Annotated in this window: 16 protein-coding genes; 12 read left to right on the top strand and 4 right to left on the bottom strand. The window is 70.6% G+C overall.

What is annotated here, in order from left to right; translation table 11 throughout:
- Together OG844_RS22640 and OG844_RS22635 are read left to right on the top strand one after the other, a co-directional pair.
- Entirely contained in the window at nucleotides 1–1,047 is a 1,047-nt protein-coding gene (locus OG844_RS22640; protein ID WP_406392650.1) for a hypothetical protein, read from the top strand.
- Nucleotides 1,048–1,159: 112 nt separating this feature from the next.
- Nucleotides 1,160–1,834, top strand: coding sequence for a hypothetical protein (locus OG844_RS22635; RefSeq protein ID WP_406392649.1), 675 nt, complete (start codon nucleotides 1,160–1,162; stop codon nucleotides 1,832–1,834).
- 6 nt (nucleotides 1,835–1,840) lie between these two features.
- Here OG844_RS22635 and OG844_RS22630 read toward each other — a convergent pair whose 3' ends face one another.
- Complete coding sequence (locus OG844_RS22630; RefSeq protein ID WP_406392648.1) at nucleotides 1,841–3,190, bottom strand: helix-turn-helix domain-containing protein; 1,350 nt, start codon at nucleotides 3,188–3,190, stop codon at nucleotides 1,841–1,843.
- A 327-nt stretch (nucleotides 3,191–3,517) separates the two neighbouring features.
- Here OG844_RS22630 and OG844_RS22625 point away from each other — a divergent pair, with 327 nt between their 5' ends.
- Nucleotides 3,518–4,180: a hypothetical protein gene (locus OG844_RS22625; protein ID WP_406392646.1), complete on the top strand. Its 663-nt coding sequence runs from the start codon at nucleotides 3,518–3,520 to the stop codon at nucleotides 4,178–4,180.
- 256 nt (nucleotides 4,181–4,436) lie between these two features.
- On the opposite strand, the gene OG844_RS22620 is transcribed toward OG844_RS22625, so the two are convergent.
- A complete protein-coding gene (locus OG844_RS22620) occupies nucleotides 4,437–5,522 on the bottom strand; it encodes a hypothetical protein (protein ID WP_406392644.1) in 1,086 nt (361 codons plus the stop codon).
- An 832-nt stretch (nucleotides 5,523–6,354) separates the two neighbouring features.
- Between OG844_RS22620 and OG844_RS22615 the strand changes: the two genes are divergently transcribed.
- From OG844_RS22615 to OG844_RS22575, 9 genes are all read left to right on the top strand, one after another.
- Nucleotides 6,355–7,602 carry an amidohydrolase gene (locus tag OG844_RS22615; protein ID WP_406396220.1) on the top strand — a complete coding sequence of 416 codons (1,248 nt, stop codon included), beginning with the start codon at nucleotides 6,355–6,357 and terminating at the stop codon, nucleotides 7,600–7,602.
- Between the two features lie 138 nt (nucleotides 7,603–7,740).
- Nucleotides 7,741–8,793: a BMP family protein gene (locus OG844_RS22610; RefSeq protein ID WP_406392642.1), complete on the top strand. Its 1,053-nt coding sequence runs from the start codon at nucleotides 7,741–7,743 to the stop codon at nucleotides 8,791–8,793.
- Between the two features lie 187 nt (nucleotides 8,794–8,980).
- Nucleotides 8,981–10,567: an ABC transporter ATP-binding protein gene (locus OG844_RS22605; RefSeq protein WP_351175461.1), complete on the top strand. Its 1,587-nt coding sequence runs from the start codon at nucleotides 8,981–8,983 to the stop codon at nucleotides 10,565–10,567.
- Nucleotides 10,564–11,682 carry an ABC transporter permease gene (locus OG844_RS22600; protein ID WP_406392641.1) on the top strand — a complete coding sequence of 373 codons (1,119 nt, stop codon included), beginning with the start codon at nucleotides 10,564–10,566 and terminating at the stop codon, nucleotides 11,680–11,682. Before OG844_RS22605 ends, OG844_RS22600 begins: the two co-directional genes overlap by 4 nt.
- Nucleotides 11,679–12,941: an ABC transporter permease gene (locus tag OG844_RS22595; RefSeq protein ID WP_406392639.1), complete on the top strand. Its 1,263-nt coding sequence runs from the start codon at nucleotides 11,679–11,681 to the stop codon at nucleotides 12,939–12,941. Before OG844_RS22600 ends, OG844_RS22595 begins: the two co-directional genes overlap by 4 nt.
- Nucleotides 12,938–13,351: a cytidine deaminase gene (locus OG844_RS22590; protein WP_406392637.1), complete on the top strand. Its 414-nt coding sequence runs from the start codon at nucleotides 12,938–12,940 to the stop codon at nucleotides 13,349–13,351. Before OG844_RS22595 ends, OG844_RS22590 begins: the two co-directional genes overlap by 4 nt.
- Before the next feature lie 143 nt (nucleotides 13,352–13,494).
- On the top strand, nucleotides 13,495–14,772 hold the full coding sequence (locus OG844_RS22585) for a thymidine phosphorylase (protein WP_406392636.1): 1,278 nt from the start codon (nucleotides 13,495–13,497) through the stop codon (nucleotides 14,770–14,772).
- Nucleotides 14,773–14,870: 98 nt separating this feature from the next.
- Complete coding sequence (locus OG844_RS22580) at nucleotides 14,871–15,461, top strand: Uma2 family endonuclease (RefSeq protein ID WP_406392634.1); 591 nt, start codon at nucleotides 14,871–14,873, stop codon at nucleotides 15,459–15,461.
- A gap of 20 nt (nucleotides 15,462–15,481) precedes the next feature.
- Nucleotides 15,482–15,859 carry an STAS domain-containing protein gene (locus OG844_RS22575; RefSeq protein ID WP_406392632.1) on the top strand — a complete coding sequence of 126 codons (378 nt, stop codon included), beginning with the start codon at nucleotides 15,482–15,484 and terminating at the stop codon, nucleotides 15,857–15,859.
- A 24-nt stretch (nucleotides 15,860–15,883) separates the two neighbouring features.
- Here OG844_RS22575 and OG844_RS22570 read toward each other — a convergent pair whose 3' ends face one another.
- Nucleotides 15,884–16,177, bottom strand: coding sequence for a hypothetical protein (locus tag OG844_RS22570; RefSeq protein WP_406392630.1), 294 nt, complete (start codon nucleotides 16,175–16,177; stop codon nucleotides 15,884–15,886).
- Nucleotides 16,174–17,169 carry a sigma-70 family RNA polymerase sigma factor gene (locus tag OG844_RS22565; protein WP_406392629.1) on the bottom strand — a complete coding sequence of 332 codons (996 nt, stop codon included), beginning with the start codon at nucleotides 17,167–17,169 and terminating at the stop codon, nucleotides 16,174–16,176. The genes OG844_RS22570 and OG844_RS22565 overlap by 4 nt, the downstream gene beginning before the upstream one ends.
- Nucleotides 17,170–17,183: the final 14 nt, after the last annotated feature.

The following is a 17,183-nucleotide window of genomic DNA, read 5'->3' as shown; positions in this document are numbered from 1 at the left end:
GTGAACCTCGCCTTCGTCGAGAGCCCGGTCCAGCTCCTGAACGTCCTGGAGTGGACCCACACCCGGGGAGGCTCCGCCGACACCACCGTCGTCGTCCTCCCCCCGGTCGACCCGATGTCGCGCGGCCAGCTGCGCAGGATGGCGGAGCTGGCCCGCGACGAGGGCGCAACGGTCCGCTGGCAGGAGGCGCGCGGGGAGACCGGCGCGCCTCTGAAGGCCCTGCGCGCCCTGACGGGGCTGATCCGCAAGGCGGACCGCATCGTGATCGGGGACCCGTTCTCCCGGTACGTGCACCTGCTCCTCTCCCTGGTCCGCACCCGCCGGATCACGGTCGTCGACGACGGTACGGCCACCATGGAGTTCGTCGCCCAACTCGCGCGCGGCGAGCGCCTGGTGCGCTGGCACCGCCGCGGCAGCCGGGGCCCGCGCGAACTGCTCCTGGCCCCGGTGACCTCCGCGGCCCGCCGCAGCTTCACGCCCTCGGCGACCCGCACGGTCGAGGTGTTCACCGCGATGCCGGTGGAGGCGCCGCAGGGCGTCGAGGTCACCTCCAACACCTTCGCCTGGACCCGCGCCCGGTTCGGCCCGCCCCTGATCACCAAGGGCGCCGACCTGGTGGGCACGTCCCTGGTCGAAACGGGCGTGATCGACCCGGTCCCGTACCAGGAGGCGGTCACCGCCCTGGCCCGCGCCCACGGCGCGACCCGCTACTTCGCCCACCGCCGTGAGTCCGCGGACAAGCTCCACGCCCTGGAAGCCGCCACCGGCCTGGAGATCGTCCGCCCGGACCTCCCCCTGGAACTCATCGCCCGCAGAGGACCCATCGGCCACACGGTCCTGAGCTTCCCGTCGACGGTCGTCCACACCCTCCCGCTGGCCCTGGTCGGCACCGGGGTGAAGGTCGCGGTGTGCGACATAGCGCCGGAATGGCTCCGCGACTCGGCCTCGCCGCGCGCCCAGGGCTTCCTGAGCGGCGTCACGGAGACGGCCCGGGACGTCCAGCGGCTCTCGCCCTGGAGAGTCACGGCGGTGACGGCGGAGGGCTGAGGGACCGGCTTGCACACGGTGTGCGCGTGGGGGCCGGAGGGCGGTGCTCAACTGGCTCCCGTAGGTTGTGCGTCGACCGTTCGACCCGGACACGCGTGAAGGAGCCCGTCGGGTGCCCAGTACTCTCACCCTGCGAATCCTGGGGAAGCTGAGGACCGCACCTGGCGGCCTGTTCGACTGCGGGGTCGACTTCACGGACGGCCCGGGAGCCTCACGGCCGGTCGCCCATGTGGAACGCGAGCTGCCTCCCGACGGCATCCCCGCCTACCTCGCGGCCCGGCAGAGCGGCGCCCGCTCCTTCGTCCTGTGGGCGGACGAGTCCCGCCAGGCACGGGTCGCCACCCTGGTCACCCTCTCCACGAGCGGGGGACGGGCGCAGTTCCAGGTGCTCGGCCCGCAAGGTGAACCGCTCGGTGTGCTCACGCGCGACAAGGCGTTCAGCCGGGGGCTGCGCACCCGCTGGACCGTGAGCCGCGCCGGTGCCCCCGACGCGGTGGGATACAAGGGCCGGCTCTTCTGGTGGGGCGTGTGGTGGCTCTGTGCACCCCTGCTGCCGCTTCTGCTCGTGGCCCTCGTCTTCGGCGGCGGCGGCGGGGACTTCCCCCGCGGCCCCCGCCGTATCAAGTGGCGCTCGGGAGGGCAGGTCCCGCTGGAGTTCAAGTCGTCCGGCAACGCGGTGCGCCTGCACGCGCCGGACCTGGACTGGCGGCTCGGAGCCGCCCTCACCGCCTTGATCCCCTCCTTCGACGGCTGGATCGGCGATGCCTGGGACGCGCGGAAGGACTGACGGACTTCAGTCCACGCGGGGCGCCCAGGCACGGGCAGAGGTGTCGTACGCGTAGGACGTCAGGCCCTTGACGGCGCTGGTGCGGAACGGGCGGCCGCGGTCATCGATCCGGGCGGTGCCCGTGCGGCCCTGGGACGACCAGTCCAGCTCCAGGTACCAACTGCAGTCGCAGGCAGCGGTCCTGGCGGTGACCAGCAGCACCTCGGGGTCCTCCGCGGACACCCGGTAGGGCATGCTCACCGCCGGGATCGGCGTGCCGGCGTCGTTGCCGGCGGTCGCGCGGGCGACGGGCCGGTTCGTGTCCAGGTCCACGGCGAAGGACCGCGGGGTGAGGGAGCCGCCGCAGCCCTGGGCCATGGAGTACGCGTCGCCCGGAGCGGGCTCGGCGCGGCCGGTCACGCGTACCCGTAGCGCTTCCAGGACCACGGCGGTGTCGGACGTCCCCTGCACGGACAGTTTCACGATCGTCTCCCCGCCGTGCACCGCCCGCTGGGTCGCCGCCCAGGTGCCGGCGTCCTGCTGGACCGGAGGGGGCGGCACCCGCTCCGGCGGTGCGGCGATGACGTAGTCGTGACCGCAGCCGAACGCCCATGCATGGGAATCGACGGACCAGGCGAGGGGAGGACCCGCGGGTTCGGACCCTGCCGGGGCGCTCGTGGAGCCGACCGGGTCCGACGGCTCGCGCCGGGTTCCCGGAGGGCTCGCGGTGCCGTCCTTCGGACCATCGGAAGGCGACACGGAGCGGGTGTTCGAGGCCCTCGGGCCGGCGGAGGCGGCCGCGGTCTCCGGGGCGACCGACGCGGCCCGTGCACCGTCGTCGGTGTCCCGGCCGTCCGGCAGCAGGGCCAGGCTCCCCGCAGCGGCGAGCACGGCACACACGACGGCCGCGGCGCGCTTGCGCCGGTACCAGGGCCGGGGGCGGCGGGGCGGTGCGGGCGACGGACCGCTCACCAGGCCCTCCGCGCCGGCCGGACCACCGGCAGCCCCGCTCGTAGGGGCGCCGCCGTCATCGCTGCCGCTGCCGGTGTCGCCGGGCTGGCGGCCGGCCGGGGCATCCGAACCCTCCGCCTCACCGAGGGGCCCGGTCGGGTGGGGGCGTTGCCTGGCAGCCACGGCCAGGAGCCAGCGGCGGTGCAGCTCCAGACGCTCCGCACCCGACGCCCCGCACAGAGCCGCGAAACGCTCCACGGGTGCGAAGTCGAGAGGGACCGCCTCACCGGTGCAGTAGCGGTGCAGCGTGGACGTGTTCATGTGGAGACGGCGGCCGAGCGAACCGTAACTGCGGTCCGTGCGCTCCTTCAGTTCCCTCAACAGCGCCGCGAACTGTGCCACGGAGTCCTGTGTCTGCACCGTCACCTCCGCACCCGTCAGGGCTCGATCCGGTTCCGGGAACAGGCGTCCCGGGGTGGGGGCCCGTCCCAGGCACCCATATACCTGCACGTCAGGGTGGCTGGGATGGTTCCACCCCGACCGATCCGACGGCGGGTCTTGCGCCGGCCCACCGGGACCGCCGATGCTCGTGGTGCCGCCCAGGTCCCCGCCGGACGCACCGCCACCGTCACGGCGAGCGGCGCGGCGACCCGGTCGTACGACGGCCGGCGTGATGACGTCGGGTCGTCACACCGCCGCATTCCCACGCAGGCCACCAGGCACTTCATCACGCACTCCACACGAGGGACACCCATGCCCATGCACACCCGCACCGCCGTGCTCGCCGCCGCGCTCTCCGTCGTCGCTCTCGCCGCCTGCGCGGTACCGACCCAGGCGCAGGAGGGCGCCGCGCAGGGGAAGGCCGTCGCAGCGAAGAATGCCGTCGTGTCGGCGAAGGCCGTCCCGCCCGCGTTCCTCAAGGCGTCCCAACTGCCGCCGCACCCCTCGTCCGACTGGGTCGCGGGGCCGGTCACCGACGGCTTCCCGGTCGAGCTCGCCTACTGCCTGGGCGAGGGCGTACCGGCCTACGACTACCGGCACCGGGTCTTCTCCACCGATCTGGACACCGGCGCCGCACAGGTCACCGTCGTCGCGGGCTCCGACGCCAAGGGCAAGGCGCTCGCCGCACTGCTGAACGAGGAGATCCGCTCCTGCGCCGACCGGATCGAGCAGAACGACCCGGAGACCGAGGCCGAGGGCCGGGACTACGGCTCGCTGCCGGTCGAGGAGGGCGCGCGGGTGCACGGTCTGCACACCACGACGTCCTACGGCGCCACGGACGTCCATCTGCTGTCCGTGGGACGGGACGGCCGTACGGTGACCGTCGTGAGCTGGGGGCAGATGGGGACCTTCGCCGACGCTCCGGTGGCCGGCTTCAAGAACACGACGACCACGGCGGTCAAGAAGCTGTACTGACGCCCCGACAGACGGCATCGCGAAACCGCACGACCACCATGAAAGCCGGGGCGTCCTCCCGCCGAGGGGGATCCGGGAGGACGCCCCCGGTGGCGCGAGTGCCTACGGCCCGGCCGCACGCCGCAGGCCCGGTCGACGGTGCGCGCGAGAACCGCGTCCTGGGCGGCGCGTACGCCGACTGCATGCGCCGCCCGGTGGAATCCGTCCGGAGGGCCGAGGCGTACGCCTCGCCTTCGGCGGCACCCTGCCGGGTTCCTCACCCCTGGGGGGCCGCCCCGGACAGCTTGGCCGCGGTGCCCCGGGCGAGCTCGAAGGCCTCCACCGGATTACCGTCCTCGCTCCAGGGCTCGGCGCCGCACCACGGGCCGATCAGACGGAACTGCTCCAGCGCGGAGGCGTACATCTTCGACCGCACCATGTAGTGCGCCAGCCGATGACGCAGGGCGGGCAGGTGCTCGTTGTCGGGGGCGACCCCGGCGAGCGAAGCCGCGACCCTCTCGAGGAGATCCTTCGCCGCCCGTGTGGTGGGCAGTGCCGAAGAGCCCGAGCGTTTGACCAGCTCGTCCAGCGCGTGGAGGTACACGCCGGCAAGCGGGCTGCCGGGCGGAGCGTTTCGTACCGCCTGCTCGGCGAACCTCGTCATCAACTTGTCGCTGCCGAACCACTTGGCGCACCAGTACTGGAGGCCCTGCCAGTGGCCCGAGTAGTGGTGCGGGGCGCGGGAGACCAAGCCGTCCCAGAGCGGCTGGAACTGTTCGCGCTCGTACTCGGCTCCGCGGGCGGCGGTGACCATGACGACCCAGGGGCCGGGGTTCTCGGGGTCGAGCAGGGCGGCCTGCTGCGCTTCCGCGATCGCGGCCGGCAGCATGGAGCGGAAGGCGTCCATCCGTTCGCGCGAGACCGCGTTGGCGTAATCGCTGCCACGGATCTCCCAGGCCCGGTGCACCATCAGCCCGGCGTGGATGGTCGCCGCATCACAGTTCCCAAGCCTGGCCGCGCGCCATTCGTCCAGCCATGTGTCGTCCTCGCAGGCCACCTGCTGCAGAAGCTCGGTCCGGGACCACCGCTCGTCCCAGTCCTGACCGGCCACCTCGACGTACGCCTCGGCCACCTGCCAGTGACCCTCCCAGGCGGCGTCGGCCACGGCCTGCATCTCCTTGCGCCGGTACGGCGCCGGGGGCGGGCCGGAGCGCCCCGCGTCGAGATCCTCGCGGGGCACGAGACCGTAGTCGGCGGCCACGAAGCTCTCGTTGACCCAACGGGCGATGCGACGGGGAGCGACAAGGAGCTTGTAGAGCACAGAGAGGAGCGCGCCGAGCACGACGGCGATGAAGATCGTCACGGATGGGAATCATCCGGCAATCCCCTCACCCTCCGCAATAGTCCAGGCCAATGGTGCGGGGCCGCTCGAGAGGCCCTCTGCCTCCGTGCGCGGTCGGCGGCGCCTGAGACTTCCACGGATCAGGCGCAGGCCGACGACGGCCGGCACGGCTGCGACCAGGACTGTCCCGATCGATCCGTCCGCCTGCGCCGTTCCGAACCCGTGGACCACGGTGAGGAAGGCGGCAAACAGGACGCCTCCTCCGAGGTACCGCTCCCGTGCCCGGACCGTCATCGCCGCCCCGTTGTCGTGTGAACTCCTCGATCCAGCCCTTGAGCTCATCTTCGACGCCTTCGGAGCACGGCGAGGCGGCCGTCTCCTGGGGATGCGGTGAGGCGTCGGCGTCCGGGGCGTCGGCGGCGGGGTCTTGCCGCCCTGGAGGGGAGAGACGGTGCCTATCCCTTACCGCGAGGTTCCAGCATTCGGTTGATGAGGTTGCTGATGGCGCGCCGACCTGCGGGTTGCGGTACTCGGAGCCGTTGAGTGCCGGCGGCCGGTGGAAGGTGCCTGCGACGACAACAGGGTGCCCTTGTGGTTCTCACAGAGGCCGGGCTCGGGCTCTGCGAGGATGCCGTTGTACTGCACAGGCATGATCGGGCGGGCCGGGCACCTCGATCCCGCGTGCGACCGCGCTCGCGCCCCTCGCACCGCAGTGGAGAACGGTGGAGTGTACCCACCGTCAATACCCGTCACACGCCGCAACGACAACTTTTGTTCCTCTAAGCGGCTGAACTTTTATTGATCTGTGGCCAGTTGAGGGGCCCGGGGGCCTACCCTTCACTGGGTGAACCAGTTGAAGTCCCGCGCGTCCCACGACGAAGCCGAGCTGCCCGGAGGAGCCGCCCTGCCCGGCGCGCTTCCCGGCGTCCTGTCCGATGAGCTGCGTGCCGAGCTGATCGCCTTCCGGCGTGACCTTCACATGCACCCCGAGCTCGGCAACCAGGAGTTCCGTACCACCGCCGCCATCAAGGCCCGGCTGGAAAGGGCGGGGCTGAAGCCCCGGGTGCTCTCGACCGGGACCGGGCTCATCTGTGACGTGGGGCGGCGGGACGGCGACACGCGGAGCATGCTCGCGTTGCGGGCCGACATCGATGCGCTGCCGATTCCGGACACCAAGGCGGGCGTCTCCTACCGGTCCACCGTGCCGGACCGGGCGCATGCCTGCGGGCACGACGTCCACACCACCACGGTCCTCGGCGCCGGTCTCGTGCTCGCCGAGCTCGACCGCCAGGACCTGCTGCCGAACCCCGTGCGGCTGATCTTCCAGCCGGCCGAGGAGGTCCTGCCCGGCGGTGCGGCCGACGCGATCGAGGACGGGGCGCTGGAAGGTGTCCGGCGGATCATCGGCGTGCACTGCGACCCGAAGGTGGACGTGGGGAAGATCGGGCTCCGGATCGGTGCGATCACCTCCGCCTGCGACCGGCTGGAGGTCACCCTCGACGGGCCCGGCGGGCACACCGCCCGGCCGCATCTGACCACCGACCTGGTCACCGCCGCGGCCAGGGTCGCCACCGACGTGCCCGCGCTGCTCGCACGGCGGGTCGACGCGCGCTCGGGGCTCGCCCTCACGTGGGGGCGGCTGGAGACCGGGCACGCGCCCAATGTCATCCCGCAACACGCCGAACTGTCCGGAACGGTTCGCTGCCTCGACCTGGAGGCCTGGCGCGAGGCGCCGGATCTGGTGCACGCGGCGGTCGACGAGGTGGCCGGAATGCACCGGGCCAAGACCGTGATCAACTACATCCGCGGTGTGCCGCCCGTCGTGAACGACGCGGAATCCATCGGTCTGCTGGACGCCGCGATGACCGCCCGCCGCGGATCGTATTCGATCGAGGACACCGAACAGAGCCTGGGCGGGGAGGACTTCTCCTGGTACCTGGAGCACGTCTCTGGCGCCATGGCCAGGCTCGGAGTGCGTACTCCCGGCGACACCCGTGGTCTGGACCTGCACCGGGGGAACTTCGATGTGGACGAGGAGGCGATCACGGTTGGAGTGGAGCTGTTCACCGCTTCGGCGCTGCTCGACGGCAACCGCTCGTAACCGGACAGGACACCTTCTGTTCGCGACGATCCGATAACGGCTTACGTACAGGTCCTTATCTGACATCTACGCGCGTTACGATCGCCGCGAAACCAGCGCCGGAAGAGGCGCTTCGGTCAGGTTTGAAGGAGCCTTCCCTTGCGCCGGATCACCAGGATTGCCACCGTGGGCATTATGTCCGCGGCGCTCGCACTCAGCGTCACCGCGTGCGGCGACGACTCGTCCTCCTCGGACACCGGGTCGTCGTCCACGGACAACAAGGCCGCCATCGCGTACGACATCGGTGGCCGCGGAGACCAGTCGTTCAACGACGCCGCGTACGCGGGTCTCGCCAAGGCCGAGAAGGACCTTGGTGTCAAGGGCACCGAGGCCGAGCCCTCCGAGGGCGAGTCGGACGCGGACAAGGTCCAGCGCCTCACCTCGCTCGCCCGCGCCGGCAACAACCCGGTCATCGGTGTCGGCTTCGCCTACGCGCCCGCCATCAAGAAGGTCGCGCCGAAGTTCCCGAAGATCACCTTCGGCATCATCGACGACGCGTCCGTGACCGGCGCCAACATCGCCAACATCGTCTTCAACGAGGAGCAGGGCTCCTACCTCGCGGGTGTCGCCGCCGCCAAGGTCACCAAGACCAAGAAGGTCGGCTTCATCGGTGGTGTCGAGACCCCGCTGATCAAGAAGTTCGAGGCGGGCTTCGCCCAGGGTGTCGCGGACACCGACTCCTCCGTGAAGGTACTTCCGCAGTACCTGACCCAGCCGCCGGACTTCGGTGGCTTCTCCAAGCCCGACCTCGGTAAGGCCGCTGCCCAGGGCCAGCTCGCCCAGGGCGCCGACGTGATCTACTCGGCGGCCGGTCTGGCCGGTTCCGGTGCGATCGAGGCCGTCTCCAAGGCCGGCAAGTGGAACATCGGCGTCGACTCCGACCAGTACAGCCAGGAAGGACTCTCCGCCTACAAGAAGTCCATCCTGACCTCGGTCACCAAGGACGTCGAACTTGCCGTCTTCAACCTGATCAAGTCGGTCCAGGACGGCAAGCCGCAGACCGGTGAGATCCGCTACGGCCTGGACAAGGACGGCGTCGGCCTGGCCATGTCCAACCCTGCCTTCACCGAGATGACCGAGGTCATCGCCGCGGTGGACAAGGCGAAGCAGGAGATCATCGACGGCAAGATCACCGTCAAGACCACTCCGTAACGACCCCGGTCGTACGTCTGGTTTCCTGTGGGCCCGGAGCGCGCGCATCACTGCCGCTCCGGGCCTCCGGAGTAACTCCCCCGAAGAAGATCCGCCCGTCTGATTTACGATTCGGCAGCGCTACGCGTGTAGACAGCCCTCAGGCGCGATAACTTCACCCCGCCCCTTTGCCCCTCCGCCCCCGCTCCTGTCCGGCCAAGGAGAGTGCGTCATCAACGCGTCCAGCAGCCCCCCTGCCGTAGAACTGCACGGCATCACCAAGCGTTTCCCCGGCGTCGTCGCCAACCACGACATCGGCATCACCGTCCGCAAGGGCACCGTCCACGCCCTCGTCGGCGAGAACGGCGCCGGCAAGTCGACGCTGATGAAGATCCTCTACGGCATGCAGAAGCCGGACGAGGGCACCATCGCCGTGGACGGCGAGCAGGTCTCGTTCGGCAACCCCGGCGACGCCATCGCGCGCGGCATCGGCATGGTGCACCAGCACTTCATGCTCGCCGACAACTTCACCGTCCTGGAGAACGTCGTCCTCGGCGGCGAGCAGCTGTACGGCATCGGCTCCGCCGCACGGAGGAAGATCAAGGAGATCTCCGACGCGTACGGCCTGGGGGTCCGGCCCGACGCACTCGTCGAGGACCTCGGGGTCGCCGACCGCCAGCGCGTGGAGATCCTCAAGGTCCTCTACCGCGGCGCCCGCATCCTCATCCTCGACGAGCCGACCGCGGTCCTCGTGCCGCAGGAGGTCGACGCGCTCTTCGCGAACCTCCGCGAGCTCAAGGCCGAGGGACTCACCGTCATCTTCATCTCCCACAAGCTCGGCGAGGTCCTCTCGGTCGCCGACGAGATCACGGTGATCCGGCGGGGTACGACGGTGGGCACCGCGGATCCCGCGCACACGACCACCAAGCAGCTCGCCGAGCTGATGGTCGGCAGCGAGCTTCCCTCGCCCGAGACCCGTGAGTCCACGGTGACGGATGTGCCGATGCTGCGCATCGAGGGGCTCTCCCTCAGTGTGACGGACCCGGACGGAGTCGTCCGAGACGTCCTGTCCGATGTCGGCTTCACCATCCACAAGGGTGAGGTCCTCGGCATCGCGGGCGTCGAGGGCAACGGGCAGACCGAGCTGATCGACGCGCTGATCGGCATGCGGGCGGCCGACAGCGGCGTGATCACCCTGGGCGACGACGACATCTCCCGCGCGCCCACGCGCAAGCGGCGCGAGGCGGGCATCGGCTACATCCCCGAGGACCGGCACCGGCACGGAGTCCTGCTGGACGCACCGCTCTGGGAGAACCGCATCCTCGGCCACGTCAGCGAGAAGCCCAACAGCCGCGGGTTCCTGCTGGATCCCAAGGCCGCCCGCCAGGACACCGAGCGGATCGTGCGCGAGTACGACGTCCGCACCCCCGGCATCGAGGTCACGGCCGGGTCCCTCTCCGGCGGCAACCAGCAGAAGCTGATCGTCGGCCGCGAGATGAGCCACGAACCGAAGCTCCTCATCGCCGCCCACCCCACCCGTGGCGTGGACGTCGGCGCGCAGGCGCAGATCTGGGACCAGATCCGCGCGGCCCGCCGCGAAGGGCTCGCCGTACTGCTCATCTCGGCGGACCTGGACGAGCTCATCGGGCTCTCCGACACCCTGCGCGTCATGTACCGCGGCCAGCTCGTCGCGGACGCCGACCCCGCCACCATCACCCCTGAGGAACTGGGCTCGGCCATGACCGGCGCCGCCGCCGGTCACCTCGAAGCAGCACCGGAGGACGAGGCCCGATGAAGAAATTCGACAAGGACCGGCTGATCCTGGGCTTCGCCGGGCCGGCACTCGCCCTGGTCGTGGCCTTCGCGCTCGCCACCGTGGTCCTGCTCATCTCAAACCGTGATCCGTTCGAGCTGTACCGGCTGCTGTTCGAGCAGGCGTCGTACCCCGACGTACAGGTACTGATCATCAACCAGGCCGGTACGTACTACCTCGCCGCTCTGGCGGTCGCGGTCGGCTTCCGGATGAACCTCTTCAACATCGGCGTCGACGGCCAGTACCGCCTCGGGGCCATGATGGCCGCCCTGGTCGGCGCGAGCGTCAGTCTTCCCGGACCGCTCCACATCGCCCTGATCGTCGTCGTCGCCATGCTGGTGGGCGCGTTCTGGGCGGGCATCGCGGGCATCCTCAAGACCACGCGCGGGGTGAGCGAGGTCGTTTCCACGATCATGCTCAACTCCATCGCGACCTCGCTGATCGCCTGGCTGATCCTGCCGAAGAACTTCGGTGAGCAGGCAGCCGGTTCCAACAACCTGACCACGGGCGAGATCCCGGAGTCGGGCTGGTTCCCGGGGCTTTCCCTGGGCGCCGAGGCCGGAGAGATCTACGGCTTCACCTTCGTCGCCGCCGGCTTCGGCCTCGTCTACTGGTTCGTCCTGAACCGCACCCGGTTCGGTTTCGACCTGCGGGCCACCGGCGCCAGCGAGAGTGCCGCCCAGGCGTCCGGCGTGGACGCCAAGAAGATGATCCTGACCTCGATGCTGATCTCCGGCGCGGTCGCCGGTCTGGCCGGAATGGCGACGCTGCTGGGTGACACCCACACGTACAGCCTCGACTTCCCGGTCGGCATCGGCTTCACCGGCATCACCATCGCGCTGCTCGGCCGTAACCACCCGGTGGGCATCGCCCTCAGCGCCCTGCTGATCGCGTTCCTGGACAAGGCGTCCTCGTCGCTCGACCAGTTCGGGTTCGAGAAGGAGATCGCCACGATCATGCAGGGCCTGATCGTGATCTCCGTCGTCATCAGCTACGAACTGGTCCGGCGTTACGGGACCCGCCGTCAGCAGCAGAAGGTCGGCGAGGAACTCGCCGCCGGCAACGCCCTCACGACCGAGAAGGAGGCGGCCCTGTGAGCACCCAAGTACCTGCCGCACGCGTCGCCCCGAAGAAGGGCGGCGGACGCCGCAAGCTCTCCCTGCCCGTCGTCCTCCTGATCGTCGCCGGTGCCCTCGCCCTCGTGTCGCTGGTCCGGCTGATCAGCGGCGCGGAGGACGTGACCTCCGTCGGCCAGGTCGCGGGCGCCCTTGAACTGGCCGTTCCCATCGGCCTGGCCGGTCTCGGCGGTCTGTGGGCCGAGCGGGCCGGTGTCGTCAACATCGGGCTCGAGGGCATGATGATCCTCGGCACCTGGTTCGGTGCCTGGGCGGGATTCCAGTGGGGCCCGTGGGTGGGCGTGCTGTTCGGCATCATCGGCGGCGCGCTCGGCGGTCTGCTGCACGCGGTCATGACCGTCACCTTCGGCGTGAACCACATCGTCTCCGGTGTGGCGATCAACATCCTCGCCGTCGGAGTCACCCGCTACCTCTCGAACTTCACCTTCGCCCAGGAGCCGGGCGGCTCCTCCAAGCAGTCCCCCCGGCTCGAGGAGATCGACAAGATCACCGTTCCGGGGCTGTCGGACTGGATGCAGGACCTGCAACAGGAACACTGGTTCTTCGTCTCCGACCTCGCCGGCATCATCGGCGGGCTCGTCACCGGGCTGTCCCTGCTGACCGTCGTCGCCCTGCTGCTGATCCCCGCCACGTGGTGGATCCTGTGGCGCACCGCGTTCGGCCTGCGGCTCCGCTCCTGCGGCGAGAGCCCGGTGGCCGCCGAGACCCTCGGCGTGAACGTCTACAAGTACAAGTACATCGCCGTCGTCATCTCCGGCGGACTGGCCGGGCTCGGTGGTGCCTTCCTCGCCATCGTCGCCACGAGCATCTACCAGGAGGGCCAGACCGGCGGCCGCGGTTACATCGGTCTCGCCGCGATGATCTTCGGTAACTGGATGCCGGGCGGAATGGCCCTGGGTGCCGGACTCTTCGGCTTCACCGACAGCCTCAAGCTGCGCGGTGGCGCGGAGAACGTGCACGCGATGCTGCTGCTCCTGGCGATCCTGCTGGTGATCGCCGCGTGCTGGCAGCTGTACCGGAAGAAGTACGTGTCCGCGGTGATCGCGGCGGCCTGTTCCGCGCTGCTGTTCACCTGGTACGCGCTGACGGACCAGGTCCCGAGCCAGTTCGTGGACGCCGCTCCGTACGTCACCACCCTGCTCGTGCTCGCGCTGTCGGCGCAGCGGCTGCGGCCGCCGAAGGCGGACGGTGTGCCGTACCGCAAGGGCGAGGGCAAGTGACACCGGCGTCGGACGTCGACGCGGCGCCGGTCGACTGGGAGGCGCTGCGTGCGGCCGCCCGGGACGCGATGTCCCGGGCGTACGCCCCGTACTCCGGCTTCCCGGTCGGTGTCGCGGCCCTCGTCGACGACGGCCGCACGATCGTCGGCTGCAACGTCGAGAACGCGTCGTACGGCATCGGCCTGTGCGCCGAGTGCGGCCTGGTCTCCCAGCTGGCCGCCACGGGCGGCGGCCGGCTGACGCACTTCACCTGCGTGGACGGCAGGGGAGCGGTGCTCGTGCCGTGCGGGCGGTGCAGGCAGCTGCTGTACGAGTTCGGGGGGCCGGAGCTCGTCCTGGAGACCCCGGACGGTCTCCGGACGCTCGACGAGATGCTGCCGCAGGCGTTCGGGCCGCAGCACCTGAGGTAGTGCGTGGGCGGGGCCGCCGGGGTCGTCCGGCGGCCCCGCCCCCAATCGCCGGGCTGGCTCGGTGTTTTGTGAACAGGAATCTCTATGCGCGTAGAGTCATTCGGGACTCTTGCGTACGTACCGGCCGGAAGGACTCCAAGGACATGGACGCCATCTCCGTCATCCGCACGAAGCGGGACCGCGGCGAGCTGAGCCCCGAGCAGATCGACTGGGTCATCGACGCGTACACCCGCGGCGAGGTCGCCGACGAGCAGATGTCCGCGTTGGCCATGGCGATCCTGCTGAACGGTATGAACCGCACCGAGATCGCCCGCTGGACCGCCGCGATGATCGCCTCCGGTGAGCGGATGAACTTCGACGCGCTCTCCCGCCCCACCACCGACAAGCACTCCACCGGCGGCGTCGGCGACAAGATCACGCTGCCGCTCGCCCCGCTGGTCGCCGCCTGCGGCGCCGCGGTGCCGCAGCTCAGCGGCCGGGGCCTCGGCCACACCGGCGGGACCCTCGACAAGCTGGAGTCCATCCCCGGCTGGCGGGCACACCTCACCAACGCCGAGATGCTGCACGTCCTGGATACCACCGGCGCCGTGATCTGCGCCGCGGGCGACCAACTCGCCCCCGCCGACAAGAAGCTGTACGCGCTCCGCGATGTCACCGGCACCGTCGAGGCCATCCCGCTCATCGCCAGCTCGATCATGTCCAAGAAGATCGCCGAGGGCACGGGCGCGCTCGTCCTGGACGTCAAGGTCGGTTCCGGCGCCTTCATGAAGACGATCGAGGACGCCCGCGAACTGGCCTCCACCATGGTCGCGCTGGGCACCGACAGCGGCGTACGGACGGTCGCGCTGCTCACCGACATGTCCACCCCGCTCGGCCTGACCGCGGGCAACGCCCTGGAGGTACGCGAGTCCGTCGAGGTCCTCGCAGGCGGCGGCCCCAAGGACGTCATCGACCTGACCCTCGCGCTGGCCCGCGAGATGCTCGACGCGGCCGGGCTCAAGGACGCCGACCCGGAGAAGGCACTCGCCGACGGCTCCGCGATGGACGTGTGGCGCCGCATGATCTCCGCCCAGGGCGGAGACCCGGACGCCGAGCTCCCCGTCGCCCGCGAGCAGCACGTGGTGACGGCCCCGTCCTCGGGCGTACTGACCCGCCTGGACGCCTACGACATCGGGGTCGCCGCATGGCGCCTCGGCGCGGGCCGTGCCCGCAAGGAGGACCCGGTGCAGGAGGGTGCGGGCATCGAGCTGCACGCCAAGCCCGGTGACACGGTGACCGAGGGCCAGCCGCTGCTGACGCTGCACACGGAGACTCCGGAGAGGTTCGAGTACGCGCTGAAGGCACTGCCCGGCTCGTACGACATCGCTCCGGCCGGCACGCCGTTCGCCGCCACGCCGGTCGTGCGGGAACGTATCGCCTGACCTGGGGCTTTCCCTTTCGGGTGAACGGGACCGGTGGACCACCACCGGTCCCGTTCGGCATGCTGGACTCGGTGACGCACCGATAAGAGGAGACCGCCATGAGCGCACTCACTGTCGATCCCGGGCCGGGTCACGGCCAGGACTGGGACGACCTCGTCCGTATCTGGGAGGAGACGGACGCGCCCGAGGGCTGCAAGGTGGAGATCATCGAGGGGATCGTCACCGTGTCGCCACCGCCGTCCAAGGACCACAACACGACCGCAGAGCTGCTGCAGCGCAGGCTGTACGCCGTCATCCCGGAGGACTGGGGGATCTACCAGACCCTCGGTGTCTCCGTGCCGGGACGGGCGGGTCTGTACATCCCCGATCTCGTCGTCCTGCCGCGGGAGGTCGCGTCCGGGCCCGGCAATCGCGTACCGGCGGAAGAAGTCCGGCTCGTCGTCGAGATCACGTCACCGGCCAACGCCAACCACGACCGCATCGGCAAGGCGCACGGATACGCCAAGGCCGGCATCGAGCTGTTCCTGCTCCTCGACCCGTGGCACACGGGCCGCCCGACCGCCACCCTGTACGGGGAGCCGAGCGACGGCACCTACCGGGTCCTGGAGGCGGTCGAGTACGGCGAGACGCTGTCGCTGCCCAAGCCGTTCGGGCTGGACCTGAACACGGGAATGTTCCCGGTGAGCTGAGACACACGCCCGCCGGAGCGATGAGTTTCGGGCGCCACGCCGGTCTCTGTGGTGTGGATGCCATGAACCCGAACGCTCTCGTCCTCACCGGCCGCATCACCAGGGCCGATGTGCCGGGACTCTGCGCCGAGCTGGAGGCACTGCTGCGCGGCCGCGAGGACGCCGGTCCGCCCGCGGCGGTGGACTGCGATGTGGGCGGTGTCCTGCGCCCCGACCTCGCCCTGGTCGAGGTGCTGGCCCGGCTGGGGCTCGTCGCGCGCAGGGCCGGTGGCGTCGAGCTGCGGCTGCGCAACGTACCGGGCGAACTCCGGGCGCTGCTCGACCTCGTGGGGCTGGCCGATGTGGTGGGCCTGGGTGGTGCGGACCAGGCGCGGGGCCCGGAGCGGGATCCGGTCTGATCCGGTGCCCCTGGCGTCCCTCGGTCAGCGGGTGGCCACGGCGTAGTCGCACAGGTGCTGCACCACCCGGCCGTCCCCCTGCTCGACGCTCGTCGACCACGTGCTGGGGTCCGGCGACGGTGTGGCGCCGGGCCCCGCCCGGGACGCCGAGCACGGGCCTTCGGGCTGCGGTCCCGGCTCGGCGTCGGCCGGAGAGCTCGGAGAGGGGGAGGGCCTCGGCCCGGCGGTGGCCGTGGGCTCGCCGAGCCAGATCGTCACCGCCCAGCCGCCCGCCGTGAGGAGTGCCCAGCCGATCACCAGCGGTCTGCGCACCCTCACGAGGCGTCCGCCTCCAGGTGGTCGGGGAGACCGAACAGCGGGAACCAGCGCGGCGTGTCCAGGAAGCAGTGCATCCCGGTGATGGAACCCTCCGAGATGTCGATGACCTGCAGCGCCCACGGCACGAAGCCCGGCCCGTCGGGATTCGGCTTGTAGTGCGCGAAGGCCGGGGACCCGTTGGCCTCGGTCGCCACCAGCCGGGAGCCTGCGCAGCTCGCGCCGATGCTGAGCATGAAGCCCGTGATGTCTTCGTGCCCCTGCAGCCAGAGGTCGAACGGCGGCATGGTCATCACGGCGTCCTCATGGAGCAGCGCGGTCAGCGCCGCCATGTCGTACCCCTCGAAGGCCGCCACGTACCGGTCGAGGAGCTTGCGCTGCTCGTCGTCCAGCGGGTTCGCGGTGTCCCGGGCCGAGCTGTCCGTGTCCGCCAGCGTCGCCCGTGCCCTCTGCAGGGCGCTGTTGACCGAGGCGACCGAGGTGTCGAGGAGCTCGGCGACCTCGCTCGCCTTCCAGGCGAGGACCTCGCGCAGGATCAGCACGGCGCGCTGCTTGGGCGGCAGGTGCTGCAGTGCGGCGACGAAGGCGAGGCGCACCGACTCACGGGCCACGGCGGCCTCGGCCGGGTCGGCCACCGAAGGCAGGATGCGGCCGTCCGGCATCGGCTCGAGCCAGGTGTTCCCCGGAAGCGGATTGAGCGCCGCCTGCGCCAGCGGCGTCGGGCCGGTCAGGTCGACCGGCCGTGCCCGCTTGTTGCCCGCGTTCAGCATGTCCAGGCAGACGTTCGTCGCGATCCGGTACAGCCACGAGCGCAGCGAGGAACGGCCTTCGAACTTGTCGACGTTGCGCCAGGCACGCACGAGCGTGTCCTGGACCGCGTCCTCCGCCTCGAAGGCCGAACCGAGCATCCGGTAGCAGTAGCCCGTCAGCTCGGTCCGGTGTCCCTCCAGACGGCTGTCGATACTCGCCCCGGCCGTGGTTGTCAGATCCCTCATCGCTTCACCCAGTC

Source organism: Streptomyces sp. NBC_00887 (assembly GCF_045207585.1).
Note: the sequence above shows the minus strand (reverse complement) of the source record. Positions and strands in the feature narration are given on the sequence as shown.